The 16,218-nt window shown below is 43.8% G+C and carries 14 protein-coding genes; 12 read left to right on the top strand and 2 right to left on the bottom strand.

The genetic code is table 11. The features are described 5' to 3' along the window. The first annotated feature begins 192 nt into the window (after positions 1–192). The 9 genes from JZO70_RS06630 (at position 193) to JZO70_RS06670 (ending at position 8,638) form a co-directional block, all read left to right on the top strand. Entirely contained in the window at positions 193–1,029 is an 837-nt protein-coding gene (locus tag JZO70_RS06630) for an energy-coupling factor ABC transporter ATP-binding protein (RefSeq protein ID WP_207672755.1), read from the top strand. After that, positions 1,005–1,874 carry an energy-coupling factor ABC transporter ATP-binding protein gene (locus JZO70_RS06635; RefSeq protein WP_207672756.1) on the top strand — a complete coding sequence of 290 codons (870 nt, stop codon included), beginning with the start codon at positions 1,005–1,007 and terminating at the stop codon, positions 1,872–1,874. The genes JZO70_RS06630 and JZO70_RS06635 overlap by 25 nt, the downstream gene beginning before the upstream one ends. Continuing rightward, complete coding sequence (locus JZO70_RS06640) at positions 1,864–2,661, top strand: energy-coupling factor transporter transmembrane component T family protein (protein WP_207672757.1); 798 nt, start codon at positions 1,864–1,866, stop codon at positions 2,659–2,661. The genes JZO70_RS06635 and JZO70_RS06640 overlap by 11 nt, the downstream gene beginning before the upstream one ends. A 102-nt stretch (positions 2,662–2,763) precedes the next feature. Further along, positions 2,764–3,513, top strand: a complete 750-nt coding sequence (truA, locus tag JZO70_RS06645) for a tRNA pseudouridine(38-40) synthase TruA (protein WP_207672758.1) — start codon at positions 2,764–2,766, stop codon at positions 3,511–3,513. A gap of 157 nt (positions 3,514–3,670) precedes the next feature. Continuing rightward, on the top strand, positions 3,671–4,717 hold the full coding sequence (locus JZO70_RS06650; protein WP_207672759.1) for a hypothetical protein: 1,047 nt from the start codon (positions 3,671–3,673) through the stop codon (positions 4,715–4,717). Positions 4,718–4,862: 145 nt separating this feature from the next. Continuing rightward, positions 4,863–6,200 carry an electron transport complex subunit RsxC gene (gene rsxC / locus JZO70_RS06655; RefSeq protein WP_207672760.1) on the top strand — a complete coding sequence of 446 codons (1,338 nt, stop codon included), beginning with the start codon at positions 4,863–4,865 and terminating at the stop codon, positions 6,198–6,200. Positions 6,201–6,204: 4 nt separating this feature from the next. Continuing rightward, positions 6,205–7,269 (top strand): RnfABCDGE type electron transport complex subunit D, encoded by a 1,065-nt coding sequence (locus tag JZO70_RS06660; protein WP_207672761.1) that lies wholly within the window; start codon positions 6,205–6,207, stop codon positions 7,267–7,269. A 16-nt stretch (positions 7,270–7,285) separates the two neighbouring features. After that, on the top strand, positions 7,286–7,855 hold the full coding sequence (locus tag JZO70_RS06665; protein WP_207672762.1) for a hypothetical protein: 570 nt from the start codon (positions 7,286–7,288) through the stop codon (positions 7,853–7,855). Positions 7,856–7,873: 18 nt separating this feature from the next. Then, positions 7,874–8,638, top strand: a complete 765-nt coding sequence (locus JZO70_RS06670; protein WP_207672763.1) for a glucose 1-dehydrogenase — start codon at positions 7,874–7,876, stop codon at positions 8,636–8,638. A gap of 59 nt (positions 8,639–8,697) precedes the next feature. Here JZO70_RS06670 and JZO70_RS06675 read toward each other — a convergent pair whose 3' ends face one another. Both JZO70_RS06675 and rpmB read right to left on the bottom strand, forming a co-directional pair. Then, a complete protein-coding gene (locus tag JZO70_RS06675; RefSeq protein WP_207672823.1) occupies positions 8,698–11,325 on the bottom strand; it encodes a YfhO family protein in 2,628 nt (875 codons plus the stop codon). Positions 11,326–11,541: 216 nt separating this feature from the next. Next, on the bottom strand, positions 11,542–11,730 hold the full coding sequence (gene rpmB, locus JZO70_RS06680) for a 50S ribosomal protein L28 (RefSeq protein ID WP_010756473.1): 189 nt from the start codon (positions 11,728–11,730) through the stop codon (positions 11,542–11,544). A gap of 279 nt (positions 11,731–12,009) precedes the next feature. On the opposite strand from rpmB, the gene JZO70_RS06685 reads away from it, so the two are divergent. From JZO70_RS06685 to recG, 3 genes are all read left to right on the top strand, one after another. Beyond that, on the top strand, positions 12,010–12,372 hold the full coding sequence (locus tag JZO70_RS06685) for an Asp23/Gls24 family envelope stress response protein (protein WP_207672764.1): 363 nt from the start codon (positions 12,010–12,012) through the stop codon (positions 12,370–12,372). A gap of 32 nt (positions 12,373–12,404) precedes the next feature. Beyond that, complete coding sequence (locus tag JZO70_RS06690; RefSeq protein WP_207672765.1) at positions 12,405–14,090, top strand: DAK2 domain-containing protein; 1,686 nt, start codon at positions 12,405–12,407, stop codon at positions 14,088–14,090. A gap of 63 nt (positions 14,091–14,153) precedes the next feature. Continuing rightward, on the top strand, positions 14,154–16,187 hold the full coding sequence (gene recG / locus JZO70_RS06695; RefSeq protein ID WP_207672766.1) for an ATP-dependent DNA helicase RecG: 2,034 nt from the start codon (positions 14,154–14,156) through the stop codon (positions 16,185–16,187). The last annotated feature ends 31 nt before the right edge of the window (positions 16,188–16,218 follow it).

A 16,218-nucleotide genomic window follows, 5' to 3' on the forward strand; every position in this document is an offset into this window, starting at 1 on the left:
AGCGCTGCTTCCCAGATTGTTCTGGGAAGCATGCACTCATCATAAAGTGTTTTTTTGTACCCTGATTTCCTGTCAAGACATCAAGGTATCAAAAAGCATTTTAAGTAGAACAAATTGAAAAAATCCCGCTTTTTTGCTAGTCTTAGGACAGATTTTTGGGAAATGAAATATATGTAAATGAAGGGTGCTGTCATGGATCCAATTATTGAAGTTAATCAGATTGAATTTAGCTACCAAGAAGATACCCCACCAGCATTAAAAGATGTTTCTTTTACTATAAATAGAGGTGAATGGATTGCCATCGTTGGACACAACGGTTCTGGAAAATCCACCCTTGCCAAAACCATTAATGGCTTGCAGATGCCGCAAAAGGGCAGTGTCAAAGTTGGTGGCCAAGTGCTCTCAGAAGAGTCTGTCTGGGATGTTCGTCGCATGGTGGGCATGGTTTTCCAAAATCCTGACAATCAGTTCGTGGGAGCGACTGTGGAAGACGATGTCGCTTTTGGGTTAGAAAATCAAGGCATTGAGCGCAATGAAATGCTAAAACGGGTAACAAATGCTTTGGAACAAGTCAAGATGACTTCATTTGCGACCCGGGAACCGGCGCGTTTGTCAGGCGGGCAAAAGCAGCGGGTGGCCATTGCTGGAGTAGTGGCACTGCGTCCAGACATTATTATTTTGGATGAAGCTACCAGCATGTTGGACCCGGAAGGTCGGGAAGACGTGATTGCAACGATTCGTCAAATTAAAGAAGAAAACGAGCTAACCGTTATTTCTATTACTCATGATATTGATGAGGCAGCCAGTGCTAATCGCATCTTAGTCATGCGGGAAGGTCAGCTGTACCAGGAAGGAACACCGGGGGAAATCTTCTCTGCAGGTCCTGAACTGGTTTCGTTAGGACTTGATCTGCCATTTCCTGAAAAGTTAAAAATGGCATTGAAGGCCCGTGGGGTTGAAGTCCCAACCACCTATTTGGATGAAGAAGGGATGATGGACTGGTTATGGACATCCGTTTTGAAAAAGTAAGCTATGTTTATCAACCGAATACTCCCTTTGAACAACGTGCACTAGTTGATATTGATTTAGCGATTGAAGAAGGTTCTTATACGGCATTAGTTGGACATACCGGCAGCGGCAAGTCCACACTTTTGCAGCATCTAAATGCGTTGTTGAAGCCAACTGATGGCCAGGTAACGATTGGTGATCGGGTGATTACACCGACCACTGACAACAAAAACTTAAAACCCGTGCGGAAAAAAGTCGGGATCGTTTTTCAGTTTCCAGAAGCACAGCTGTTTGAAGAAACAGTGGCTAAGGATATCGCCTTTGGTCCTCAGAACTTTGGGGTGAAGGAAGAAGAAGCGTTGAAATTAGCAGCTGAGATGTTGAATTTAGTTGGTCTAGATGAAAGCTTCTTGGAACGCTCGCCATTTGAACTATCTGGCGGCCAGATGCGTCGGGTAGCGATTGCTGGTGTATTGGCAATGCAGCCGGAAGTATTGGTCTTAGATGAGCCGACAGCTGGGTTAGATCCGGCTGGGCGCAAGGAAATGATGGAAATATTTTGGCGTTTGCATAAAGATCGCAACATGACGATTGTTTTAGTGACCCATTTAATGGATGATGTGGCGAATTTTGCCAATTATGTTTATGTATTGGAAAAAGGCCAAGTGGTCAACAGCGGAACTCCGCAAGCGGTCTTTCAAAATGTTGAATGGCTGAAAGAAAAGCAACTAGGGGTTCCTGCAGCTAGTGCATTTGCTGAAAAGATGCAGGAAAAGGGCGCTCGTTTTGACCAGTTGCCTTTGACAGAAACAGAACTAGCGGATTGGATTATTCGTGAGGCAGGAGGTACTGTCCATGATGAATAAACTGATTTTTGGCCGCTACATTCCAGGCGACTCACTGATTCATCGCTTGGACCCGCGGGCTAAACTAGTTGCCAGCTTCTATTTTATCGGGATTATCTTTTTAGCCAACAATTGGCAAAGCTATTTGTTTTTAGGATTATTTACTTTGTTTGCGATCATGCTGTCGAAAGTGGATCTGAGCTTCTTCATTCGTGGCGTGCGACCATTAATTTGGCTGATCTCGTTTACGGTGATTTTACAGATGCTCTTTACCCGGGGTGGTACGTTGTATTGGTCTTGGGGAATTTTTAGTCTTTCTGAGTACGGGATTCAAAATGGACTTTTCATTTTTTGCCGTTTCATTTTGATTATTTTTATGTCGACTTTACTAACATTGACGACCCCACCGTTATCAATGTCAGATGCCATAGAATCGCTTTTAGGGCCTTTTCGCGTAGTGCATGTTCCTGTGCACGAAATTGCTTTGATGCTGTCTATCGCGCTGAGGTTCGTTCCTACGCTGATGGATGAGACGGAGAAGATCATGAACGCACAACGAGCTCGTGGAGTGGACTTTGGTGAAGGCAATTTGATTCAAAAAGTCAAAGCCGTCGTTCCTTTGCTGATCCCGCTGTTTGTCAGCAGTTTCAATCGTGCTGAGGATTTGGCAACAGCGATGGAGGCTCGCGGCTATCGCGGGGGTGAAGGCCGCAGCAAGTATCGTTTATTGAAATGGTCAGGCCGAGACACAGCGGTAATCATTGCCTTTGCGGCAGTAACAGTAGTATTAGTCTTTTTACGAAGTTAACAATTGTATCCGAACTATATTAGCAGAAGCTCTACTCGTTTGGAGCCAGACTAAAGTAGTTCGGATTTTTTTCGAGAATATATGCTTTTTAGGAGAGAATTTATGGTTAGATACAAAGCAGTCATTGCCTATGATGGTACGAACTTTCATGGGTTTCAAAAGCAGCCGAATGGCCGAACAGTGCAAGAAGAGGTTGAAAAAACGCTGCAGAAAATGAATAATGGGGAGCAAATCACTATTTATGGTTCTGGGCGCACGGATGCAGGCGTCCATGCGATGGGCCAGGTGATTCATTTTGATTACCCTCAAGAGCGGCCAGTAGAACGGATGCGCTTTGGGCTGGATACGCAAACGCCGGAGGATGTCGCAGTACGCTCAGTTGAGATTGTATCTGAGGATTTTCATGCACGTTATGATGTAGCGGAGAAAACTTATCATTTCAAAGTACAGATTGAAAAGCCTCGCAGCCCGTTTCGCCGGTTTTATGCGTCCTACTATCCTTATCCACTGGATTTGGAAAAGATCCAGCAGGCGTTGCCGGATTTGTTAGGGACTCATGATTTTACTTCTTTTTGTGCTACGGGAGGTTCAATTGAGGATAAGGTGCGGACGATTTATCAGGCGGATATGGAAGTTAGTTCGGATGGTAGAGAAATAACCTTTATTTTTCGCGGGAATGGTTTCTTATATAAAATGATTCGGATTTTGGTTGGGACGCTATTGAAGATCGGCAATGGACGCTTGCCAGCGGACAGTATTCCGGAAATTATTGCTCTGAAGGATCGCAATGCTGCGGGGCCGACTGCTCATCCAGAGGGGTTGTACTTGGCAGAAGTAAAATACAAAAACTAATACAAAGGATCAATGGCGATAAAGCTGTTGATCCTTTTTTTGTACAAATATACATTTATTTGTCAATAAATCTGCTTAAAGTCGTATTGTTTGATAAAAAAATCCAACTCTTGTTACACTAATTGTATATTCAGAAATAACAAAGGAGGAATTTATCATGAATAGAGGACTTAGAAGATATTGGCAGACGGACGGAAGAGAAGCTGGCTACAATATTTCGTGGGGATCAATTTTTGCTGGTGTAGTAACATTTTTTGCACTTTTGTTTACTTTTTCATTAATTGGTTCAGCAATTGGATTTGGCATGGTGGAACCGACCTCCAGCAATCCATTGGACGGTGTTGGCACAGGTGTAATTATTTGGACAGTAGTGACGATGGTTCTATCATTCTTTGGAGCTGGACTGGTTTCAGGGATTGCGGCTAGAAGAGTTGGCTTGCTGCATGGCTTCTTGACGTGGGCAACCAGTGTCTTTGCTTTGATTGCAATCTTATCTTACGTAACCATTGGTGCGTTTTCAGCAGTGGGATCATTACTAGGTACTGTTACTTCAGCCATTGGTGATGGTGTGGAGACAGTGGCTTCAGGAGCTGGTGATGCGATTTCCCAAGGTTTTGAAGAGGTATCAGGTAATATCAGCTCAGTCGATACGCAGAATTTGCAAAATGAAGTAGAGCAAGTATTACAAGACACCGATATTCCTGAGCTGCAACCGAACTATTTAAGAGATCAATTATCAGAAGCAACGGATGAAATCACTGAAGCAGGGAAACAAATCGTAACCAATCCAGAGAATTCAGATCAAATCATTAGTGATTTATCGAATAATTTAGAAGATCGAGCTAAAACGATTGGCGATTCTGTTGATGAACAAGCAATTGCTAATGCTGTGGAATCTAACACTGATTTGAATCAGCAGGAAGCCCAAGAAGCGACACAAAATATCGTTACCGGATTGCGCACAGCATCAGAAGAAGCCCAAACGCAGGTAGAAAATGCGAAAGATGCCTTGAACCAAGCGCAAGATGACTTAGACGATGCAATTCAAGAAGCCCGTCAAACAGCGGATGAGGCAGCGACTGCTACTTCACAGGCATCTATTTGGGCCTTTGTAGCAATGATCTTAGGTTTAATCTTAACTGCGGCAGCCGGCTATTTAGGAGCTAATATGGTTAAAGATCCTGTCATTGAAGATAAAATGTAAGAGGATTTGAATAGGCAAGAGATAAAAGCACGTACGTAGACAAGAAATGAGGATGCGGCGCTTTGAATCCTCTGGGAAAAAAGGCGTAGAGCATAGTTCTAACGCCTTTTTTCTTGATTTATACAGCCGAAAAGGAGGAAATACCATGAAAAGAACGGCACCAGGGAAGTTTTCCGGCGGGTTTATTTTTGCCCCGTCAACGGAAAAGTTCAAGGAAAAGTGGAAGGTGAAGCAAAGTGACGTCATCACCTTTATTCCGGAAAGAGTTTATGTTCCGATGCAGCAGCATATCGGAGCGCCGGCAGAAGCGGTGGTGGAAGTTGGTGATCACGTGAAAGCGGGGGATTTGATTGCCGAAGCTGGGGGCTTCGTCAGTGCCAATACTCACGCCACGATTTCTGGAACAGTGATTGATATTTTGGATTGGCCGGATAATTCTGGCGGTGAAGTGCCGACGATTGTGATTAAGAAGGAAGAAAATGAAGTTCGTGAAGCGCCGGAAAAGATTGAAAGCTTTGATAATTTAGATAAAGATGCACTAGTTGAGCGGGTCACTGAAGCCGGCGTTGTGGGAATGGGGGGCGCGACTTTTCCAACCCACGTTAAGTTGACAGTAGATGATGATGTTGAAGTAGAGACAATCGTACTAAATGGAGCGGAATGTGAGCCATTTTTAGAAGCGGACAACTTACTGATGCAAGTAGAAAGTGCCAAGGTACTGACTGGTGCACGAATTGCACAAAAGATTCTGGGAGCCAAAAAGGTAATCGTTGCGATTGAAGATGACAAGCCAGATGCCATCAAAAAGATGGAAGAGGCGGCAGCTGATTTTTCTGATGTAACAGTGGAAAAGGTGCGCACCAGTTATCCGCAAGGTGGAGAGAAACAGCTGTTGGAAGGGCTGCTAGGTGTTGAAGTGGACTTAGATGGGGTGCCAGTAGACTCTGGGGTCTATTTAATGAACGTGGCGACTTCAGCAGCAGTGGCTGATGCGGTAGAAAGAAAAGAACCGTTGATCAATCGTTTTTGTACGGTGACGGGAGATGTGCAGAAGAAACAAACCGTTTCTTGTCCGATTGGTACGTTGACAGGGGATTTGATTGATTTTTGTGAAGGCTTTGTAGGGGATCCGCGGAAGATTTTTGTTGGCGGTCCGATGATGGGGCAATCTATTGATACGCTGGAGGTGCCGATCACTAAGTCCAGTAATGGATTGGTGGTCATGAACACAGAGCATGCAATGTACTATGAAGAAAGTCCATGCATTCGCTGCAACTTATGTGCCGAGGTATGTCCGATGCGTTTAGAACCGCAAAACCTGGATTTATTTTACCGAGCAGGCGAGTTCAAACGCTGTCAGGACTTGATGGCAGAAGCCTGCATCAACTGCGGCGCATGTACTTATGTTTGTCCGGCTAGGCGTGATTTGGCTAAAAATATCACCGCTGCTGCTGCCAAGATTGAAGAATTACAGGAGGCTTAAGACGATGAAAAATGATGCAAAACAAGTTGATCATGTTTCTGGCAAAAGCGCGGAAATATTTGCCAAAGCTCAAAAGAACGTTCCGCCGCCTGAGGCAAATCCGCATATTCGCGGCGATTATACAACTAGAAAAATCATGATGTGGATGATTATCGCTCTTGTACCTTCGATGTTGGGGGCCGGTTATTATTTTGGTTTTCGAGTTTGGGGACTATATTTGGTAGCGATTGTTACGGCTCAGTTAAGTGAAATTTTGTGGTTTAAGTTGTGTAAAAAAGAATTGACCTGGGATTTGAGTGCGATAGTAACGGCGATTTTATTGACAGCCAACATGCCGCCTTCTGCACCTTGGTATTTTCCCGCAATTGGTTCGGCCTTTGCCATTATTGTCGTAAAAGAATTTTTTGGCGGAATTGGTTTTAACTTTATCAATCCGGCTTTAGGCGGTCGAGCTTTGCTGGTAGGTTTGTTCTTTACCGAAATGTTCAAAATCAGCTGGCCGGACCCGCCCTTTAATCGAATTACACCGGATGTGGTAACTAGTGCGACGCCTTTGGAGATTCTCAATAACGGGGGCAGCTTATCTGGCCAGGAATTGTTTAATACCTTTGTCGGAAATATTGGCGGCCGTTTAGGGGAAACCAGTACCTTGCTGATTTTGATTGGTGCCGCGATTTTGGTGTATAAGAAAATCATTCATCTGCGGATTCCGCTAACGATGCTGGGAACGATTGCGGTGATTGCTTTTGTCTTTGATGGGCAAAACTTTTTCACAGCCGATTTGAATACCGTATTGGGGTATGTCCTTAGTGGTGGTGCCGTGTTCGGAGCTTTCTTTATGGCCACTGATTATGCGTCGACTCCTTCCACCCGAGCTGGTGAATATTTGTTTGCCTTTTGCTGCGGCGCGCTGGTGATGGTCTTCCGTTATTATGGTGTGACCGAAGAGGGTGTCAGCTACAGTATTTTGATTATGAACTGTCTAACGCCATTGATCGATTATGTGTTACGTAATCGCGTGTTAGGCGAAGAAGGCAGTCAGCTGCTGAACATCAAGTGGAACAAGTAGAAGGGGGGAATAAAAAATGACGATAGCGAATCGGTTGGTCTTTTTTGGCTGTATTTTATTTACCTGCTATTGTGCACAGAAGTACAAGCAAAAAAGTGTGCCGGCAGAAGGTCCCAGTCCAGTAGCGTGGACGGCCTATAGTGCTTTATTGAATTATATCGCTTACTGTATCGCTGGTCTTGTTTTTGCGGTATTGGTGACTGAGGTAGGGATTCCGGGGACGGAAAGTGTCATGGAGCTGGTTTATGCTGGAGGAATTGCTTTAGTAATCAGCGGGATTACTTTGCTTGCCCCTAGGTTGACAATTGACTTGAAAAAGATGATGTTGGTAGTCGTCTTTTTAATGAGTACGGCGACATTTTCACGGATTGAGGCAGTGGACGTGGCTGACTTTATGTATCAGGTGATTATCTATGGTGCGATGTATTTTGTGTTCAGTGTGGCTTATATTGGCGCCTTGGATCGGATGTCGATGGCAACAATCCCTAAGTTTTTGACGGGGGTGCCGATTGGGATCATCACAATGTTTTTGATGTACCTAAGTTTTTCATTCTTTAATGGTGTATTTTTTGGGTATTTATTTTAAAGAGAAAGAAGTGTTTTGATGAGTGTAAAAGACCAAGTGGCAATTGTAACTGGTGGCGCTTCAGGAATGGGCGCAGCGATTGTGGAAACCTTAGCAGCAAACGGTGCGAAGGTAGTTATCGCTGATCTGGACCTTGAGACGGCTGAAGAATTAGTTGAGAAATTGAAACAAGCGGGCGGCTCAGCGTTAGCAGTGGAAACCGATGTCAGCGATCAAGAAGCGCTGGAAAAAATGTTTAAGCAAACAGTAGATGAATTCGGTACCTTGGATATTTTAATCAACAATGCGGGAATTATGGATGGACGTGAGGCGATTCATGATGTAACGAATGATCTTTGGGAAAAAGTGATGGCTACTAACTTGAATAGCGTCTTCTATACTTCTCGTTTGGCGTTGGATATCTTTCTAGAAAAAGAGTCGGGAGTTATTTTGAATATTGCTTCTGTGGCCGGTTTGCACGGTGCTAGAGGCGGTGCAGCTTATACAGCGGCCAAGCATGCGACCATAGGTTTAACTCGTAATACAGCTTATATGTATGCTGAAAAAGGCATCCGAGCGAACGCGATTGCGCCGGGAACGATTGATACCGGGATTTTAGATTCGGATTCTTCCGATGATGCCAATGATTTCGGCGAAGAACGTCAAGACTTGGGTAAGGGGACTAATCCACGCTCAGGTGACCCAGAAGAGATTGCGAAAGCGGCCTTGTTCTTAGTTTCAGACGATGCCAGCTTTGTAAATGGCGATGTTCTAGTAGTCGATGGCGGCTGGACTAGCTATTAAAAAAAGAAAGGCGATCAGGATGCGTGAAAACATCTTGATCGCCTTTTTTAGCGTATTAGTTAATGTGGCAAGCGGGGACGGCGTAATTTGTGCACGTCTTGATTGCCGTCTTTGCGTTTTAGCCAATGCAGATATAGGATAAACAGTAAAATCGAAACTACAAAGGAAATAGCGCCAGGTACAAAGCCTGCTGGAGTATAAGTGAAGGTTACCTTGTGTTCACCTTTTTCGATCGGGATGCTGACAAAGGCATCCTCAAAGGCAGTAATGTCAACCTTTTTCCCGTCGACTTTAGCCTGCCAACCTTCATCGTAAGGGATCGTGGTTACCAAGGTTTGATCTTCATCGGCAGTCACCGTACCAGCAGCACTGTGTTTGCCAACGGTCATTTCCACACCGTTTTCTTGAATTTTCCGGCTGGCTAAATGATAAGCCACCGTATCCAAAGCCAACACCTGCGGATTTTGGAAGCTGACCGATTTGGTTCCATAGAAGCTGGCGGTAAAAGTTACGTAAGTTTCAGCTGGATAATAGCCTAAATCATAGTACTGACCGTTAATATTGATCTGCGTTTTCCGAGTTCGTCCATTGACCGTGACACTGGCTGTGGAGCTTTCCAACTCGCCAAAATCATATGGAAACAGACTCAAGTAAGCTTGTGTATTGGCCGGTACTCGGACCTGCCAAGTGACTTGTTTGGCAACATTGCCTTCTTCTTCGGCGATGGTCATGATATTGCCAGTATTGCTAATTACTGCATTTTCGCTGTCGGTCTGTTGAATCGGTAGAAATTGATAATACTGATAATTTTCTTCGGCTAACGCATTGTAGAGCTGCGTTTGAGTACCTAAATTGTCATTTGGCAGAGGCTTCAGCTTCGTGACCGTTTTTGGTGCCAAAAAGGCCAACGGCAGCTGGTACTCATTTTCGTATAAATGATAATCGCCTTCTTTGCCGACTTGGGTAAAGCCGTATTTCGCCAGGTCATCAGTTTTAGCAATGTTGTATTTAATTCCCGTAAAGGAATCCATCAGCAAAGTATTGTTCGGGTAGCGAATATTCAAATTGGTTCCGCGTGAACGAAAGCCTAACTGATCCAGATAGCCAGACGAATGGCGATTACGAATCGAAGAGAACATGCTGACGCCGCTGTAGTCATAGTTAAAGGCATCGTTGGAAGAAACCGGATCGAGATTTTCCAAACGGTAAAAGCTGTCATTCTCTTCCTTGGTCTGATCCACCAGTGACTTAATACTAGGATACGGATCAGTATACAGACTACGGGAGGCGTAATTCCAATCATCAAGAATCCCATGAATCATCGCGTCTGCATTAACAAAGGCTTCAGTGCCCATCAGCAGCAGGAACAACATCGTTATGGTTTTAAGCGGAATTCGTTTGAAATAATAGCCCGTCAGAATCAACGCGTAGAAAGCTAAAAAGGCTAGGGAAACATAAAAGGAATAGTTCTCAATATAGTCATAGCCTTTGCCCTTCATGCCCCAGAAAATCGAAATAGCTGCAATCATCATTAGTAAAATAGCTACTAGCTGCAAGCTGTTTTCCCGGGTGAGTTTTTCCCAGCCCCAGGCCCCTAAAGTAATAATCAAAAAGGACAGCAGATAAGCATAACGAAACAGGAACATGTTCGGTGCATGCATCCCGTGCCACAACAGATTCATCGGCACGATGTAAAAGCTGGCAATCAGCAACGCTGCCACAAAACCGTAAAGGATTTTATTTTTCCAATGAATCTTCTTCGATAGAAAATAAAACAAACAAAGTGCTAAGGGAAACAGGCCAATATAAATGAAAGGAATCGAACCATATTTAGTGGTGTCGTAAACTCCTACCATATTTTTCGCCACAAAATCCCACCAGCCGGTTGTTTCGGTTTTCAGCTGCGTAATCTTGGTTAATTCTTCCCCATTGGTCCGTAAATCCACAATGGCCGGTAAAATCATAATCATGGAAGCAAAGCCGGCTAACAGCGAAGTAATTCCGTAAGGCAGGATGCTTTTTTTGTATCGTTTCCAGTTGGTCAACAAACGAGCCATAAAATAAAGGACGGAAAAGACCCCGATCATAAAGCCCATATAAAAGCTGGTTAGAAACAACATTAAATAGGAAACAAAAAGCACGGTTGGTTTCCGTTTGTCCATAATCCGATTAATCCCGAGAATAATCAGCGGCAAATAAACAAAGGCATCCAGCCACATAATAATTTCCGAATGAGCTGTAGCAAAGGACATCAAAGCATAACTAGTGCTTAGTGCCACCTTCGACCAATTCGGCAGGCGGAAGCTTTCTTTAGCATAAAACCAGAAGGCCAGTCCGGCTGAACCGATTTTCAGCAAAGTAATAACGTACAAGGCATCCGGCATATACTGGTTAGGAAAGAAAATCACCAGCGGAGTAAAGAAGCCGCCTAAATAGTAAGAAACCAGCGAAAGATAATTCAAGCCTAATGAAGCATTCCAAGTATAAAAGAGCCCTTGTTTTCCCAGCAGCATATTTCTAAAGCTGGCGTGGAAATTGGAAAATTGCGAAAAAGCATCACTAGCCAAAATGCTGCGGCTGGAGCCAGGGTAAATTCCAATCGTTAAATACGCAATAATCATTAAGATAAAGGGTATACCAAAGCTGGCCAATAAGTACCAGCGATTTTCACGAAGATATTTTTTCAAAAGAGTCACCAAATTTCTATCCTATCTATTAAATACTACTCAAAGTTTACCATAGATGAAAACAGATGAAGAAGAAGATCGCCCGAAAGAAGTGTTAAAAATTTATGAAGAAAAAAACACAGCAAACTGTCTTATAAAAAACAGTCTGCTGCGTTTGGCTTAGAAAAATAAAAAACCGTTCAGTCGAACGGTTTGGTTGTGTTCGATTAATTTGAATTAAACGCGCTCAACTTTTCCAGATTTCAAAGCACGAGTTGACACCCAAACTTTTTTAGGTTTGCCGTCGATCATTACACGAACTTTTTGTAAATTAGGTTTTACAGTACGTTTTGTTGCATTCATAGCGTGAGAACGGTTGTTGCCGCTGCTTGTTTTACGGCCAGTGAAATAGCAAACTTTTGCCATGTGTTGTTTCCTCCTTTTGCCTTGATATTGGAGCGCTTCTTTGGCTCATACTAAAATAATTTAGCACAAAAGAAATAAAATAGCAAGCATATTTTCTAAGAAAGATTGACAAGACGGCTTTTTGCAGGTAAATTAGACACTGTTAGCTCAAAGATGGAAAAGTTGCAAGTACATAGGTCAGGCTTTTAGTCGAACTTCCTTTTAATTGCATGGGGGCTATGATAGAATATTATAGTAGAAAAAATGGGCGAATAGGCTTATTTAAGGAGGCTAACAACAATGGCTGTGAAGATTAATACCCAAACAGGCATGATCGAAATTTCAAATGATGTCATCGCAACAGTAGTAGGCGGGGCAGTGACCGACGTGTTCGGAATTGTCGGTATGGCAAGCAAAAAACAAATCAAAGACAATATTACTGAAATTTTACGTAAAGAAAATTATTCTCGCGGGGTCGTCGTACGTCAAGAGGAAAATGGAATTGCGGTTGATGTTTATACAATCGTCAGCTATGGAACAAAAATTTCTGAAGTATCCCGCAACGTACAAGAAAAAGTGAAATACAATCTTGAAACGTTACTAGGTGTCAAAGCCAATTCAGTGAATGTATTTGTCCAAGGTGTACGCGTACTGCCAGACTAAGTAGGGCAGTGTTCTTAAGGAGGATTATCTAAGTGAAGGTAACAGAAATCAGCGCGAGCCAATTCCAAGAAATGGTGGAGGCTGGCGCTAAACGTCTGCAAACTAATGCAGAATATGTCAATTCGTTAAATGTCTTTCCAGTACCAGATGGCGATACTGGAACCAATATGAATTTATCTATGACCAGTGGTGCAACGGCGGTCGTCAATTCTCCCTCTGAAAAAGTTGGCGAATTAGCGAACGTACTAGCTAAAGGTTTATTAATGGGCGCTCGCGGCAATTCAGGAGTTATTTTGTCGCAATTATTCCGTGGTTTTTCTAAAGAAATTCCTGATGTCGCAACGTTAAATGCCCAAGACTTGGCAAAAGCTCTGGTTCACGGGGTTGAAACAGCCTATAAAGCGGTAATGAAGCCTGTTGAAGGAACCATTTTAACGGTGGCTCGTGAAGCAGCGAAAGCTGGCGATCGCAAAGCTAAACAAACCGATGATGTCATCGAAGTATTAGAAGCTGTCGTTAAAAGCGGCAAACGGGCATTGGATAAAACACCAGATTTGCTGCCAGTGTTAAAAGAAGTCGGCGTAGTAGACAGCGGCGGACAAGGCTTGCTGTTTATCTATGAAGGATTCTTAAGTGCGTTGAACGGCGAATATTTCGCTGATGAAGCCTTTGAACCGGGACCAGCTGAAATGGACGAAATGGTGAATGCTGAGCATCACCGCAGTGTTCAAGGTCATATGGCTACTGAAGATATCAAATTTGGTTACTGTACGGAGATCATGGTTCAATTAGGCCAAGGTCCAACCGTAGACAGTCAATTTGACTACGATACTTTCCGTAATTACTTAGACGGACTGGGAGATTCTTTATTAGTGGTGAACGATGAAGAAATCGTTAAAGTCCACGTGCATACCGAACATCCTGGTGAAGTCATGAATTACGGTCAAAAATTTGGTTCGTTAGTGAAGATCAAAGTCGACAACATGCGCTTGCAGCATGAATCAATTTTGGAACACGATGAACAAGTTGCTGAATTTGAAGGAACTGCCAATGCTGAACGCAAGCCTTATGCTGTGATTGCTATTGCAGCCGGTGAAGGCGTAAAAGAACTCTTTAAGAGCTTAGGCGTTTCTTACGTGATCAGCGGCGGCCAAACCATGAACCCAAGCACACAAGACATCTTGAAAGCAGTCAAAGAAGTCAATGCTGATCAAGTCATTGTGCTGCCTAACAATAAGAACATCTTCATGGCAGCCGATCAAGCTGCTGAAGTAGCCGATGTTCCAGTAGTTGTCGTACCAAGCAAAACGATTTCTCAAGGAATGACCGCAATGTTGGCCTTCAATGAGGAACAAAGCTTGGAAGACAACAAAAAAGCCATGTCTGAAATGTTGGAATCAGTGGTCAGCGGACAAATTACCAATGCGATCCGCGATACTTCCATCGACGGCGTGGAAATCCACGAAGGCGATTATCTAGGAATGATCGACGGCAAGATTGTCTTGTCTGAACCTGACTTGTACCAAACGACCTTGGACACCTTAAAACAAATGATCACTGCTGATATTGAGATCATTACCATCATTTATGGTGAAGAAGGTACCAAAGCACAAGCCCAACAATTAGCAGAAGCGATTGAATCCATGGATGCTGATTTAGAAGTTGAAATCCACGAAGGAAATCAACCTGTATATCCTTACTTGCTTTCAGCTGAATAAACCAAAAAGGCCGGGATTTCCCGGCCTTTTTTTATCTTAAGCTATTACGAGAGGAGGAATTGTATGACCTTGCAAGATAGTGTCAGTGTTTTACCGGGAGTAGGTCCTAAGCGTGCGCAAAATCTTGCGGAGTTAGGCATCCTCACGATTGAAAACCTGCTCAGCTACTATCCTTTCCGTTACGAAGATATCCAGGAAAAGAATCTGCTGGAAATTAACGATCAAGAAAAAGTTACTCTCAAAGGTGTAGTAGTTTCAGCACCGGTGCTGAATCGATTTGGCCACAAAAAGAGCCGGCTGCAATTTCGCATGATGCAGGATCACGCTGTATTCACGGTCTCCTTCTTCAATCAGCCTTACCTGAAAGATAAAGCTGAGGTTGGTGAAGAAATTGCTGTATACGGCAAATGGGATGCTAAACGCAAATCGCTAACCGGGATGAAAATTCTCGGCGGCAAGCAGACAGAAGATTTTGCGCCAATTTATCACGTGTCAAAATCGGTTCGGCAAAGTACCTTAGTTGAGCTGATCAAAGTCGCTTTTGAAAAATACGGCAACGAAATTCCGGAAAACTTGCCAGCCTACTTGCTGGAAAAATACCGATTGATTCCACGAAGACTCGCTATGTTTGCTATGCACTTTCCTAGGAACCCTGAAGAAAGTCGCCAAGCCAAACGGCGGGTAGTCTTTGAAGAGTTCTTCTTATTCCAAATGCGGATGCAGGGCTTGAAAAACAGCGAACGCAGCGAAAAGAACGGGATTACCGTCAAGTACGACGTGCAACGCTTGAAGAAGTTCACCCAAAGCTTGCCTTTCGAATTAACCGATGCGCAAAAAAAAGTAACCAATGAAATCTGTTATGATCTTCGCAGCAGAAAGCACATGCAGCGTTTGCTGCAGGGAGACGTTGGTAGTGGGAAAACAGTAGTAGCAGCAATTGCTTTGTATGCTGCTATGACCGCTGGCTTCCAGGGAGCTTTGATGGTGCCAACCGAAATTTTGGCCCAGCAGCATTTGGAAAGCTTAACGCAGCTCTTTGATCCTTTAGAAGTCAGCATTGCTTTGTTAACTGGCTCCACCAAGGCTAGAGAGCGTAAAGTCATTTTAGAAGCGCTGGCTAATGGCGAAATCGATGTGATTGTGGGAACCCATGCCTTGATTCAGGACAATGTTCAATTCTCCAATCTAGGCTTAGTGATTACCGATGAGCAGCATCGCTTTGGGGTAAATCAGCGGCGAGTGCTGCGAGAAAAGGGATTACATCCAGACGTGCTCTTTATGACCGCTACCCCAATTCCGCGAACCTTGGCGATTACAGCTTACGGAGAGATGGACGTTTCCGTAATTGATCAAATGCCAGCTGGCCGGATTCCAGTAAAAACCAGCTGGATAAAACCAAAGCAGCTGGATCATACTCTGGATTGGGCCCGTCAGGAACTTAAACGCGGGCATCAAATCTACGTGATTTGTCCCTTGATTGAAGAATCTGAGGCCTTGGATGTGCAAAATGCGACGGAAATCTACGAGCAGTTAAAAGCCTTTTATGCACCAGATTACCAAGTCAGCTTACTCCACGGTAAAATGAAAAACGCCGAAAAAGAAGCCATCATGGAAGAGTTTAAGGATAATCAGAGTCAAATCTTAGTTTCTACTACGGTAATTGAAGTTGGCGTGAACGTACCCAACGCCACTGTCATGTTTATTATCGATGCAGAGCGTTTTGGCTTGGCTCAGCTGCACCAATTACGCGGTCGAGTAGGTCGAGGCTCAGAAGCTTCCTATTGTATCTTAGTAGCCAGCCCGAAAAACGAAATGGGTAAAGAGCGGATGAAGATCATGACGGAAACCAATAATGGCTTTGTGTTAAGTGAGAAGGACTTGGAATTACGTGGTCCCGGCGAAGTATTCGGCTTCCGCCAATCAGGCTTGCCGCAGTTTATTATTGCTGATTTAGTTAATGATGCCAATGTATTAGAGGTGGCTCGTGAAGAAGCTGCTGCGATTTGGCAAGTGGAAAACTGGCAAAAACAGCCGGAATACGCCCCATTGGATCAAGTAATTCAACCTACGCAAAGCGGCGAAACATATTTCGATTAGTGTGCTATACTAAAATAAAAATTAAAGGAGT

The sequence above is a fragment of the Candidatus Enterococcus moelleringii genome (assembly GCF_017377575.1).
In the GTDB taxonomy this organism is placed as follows: domain Bacteria; phylum Bacillota; class Bacilli; order Lactobacillales; family Enterococcaceae; genus Enterococcus_A; species Enterococcus_A moelleringii.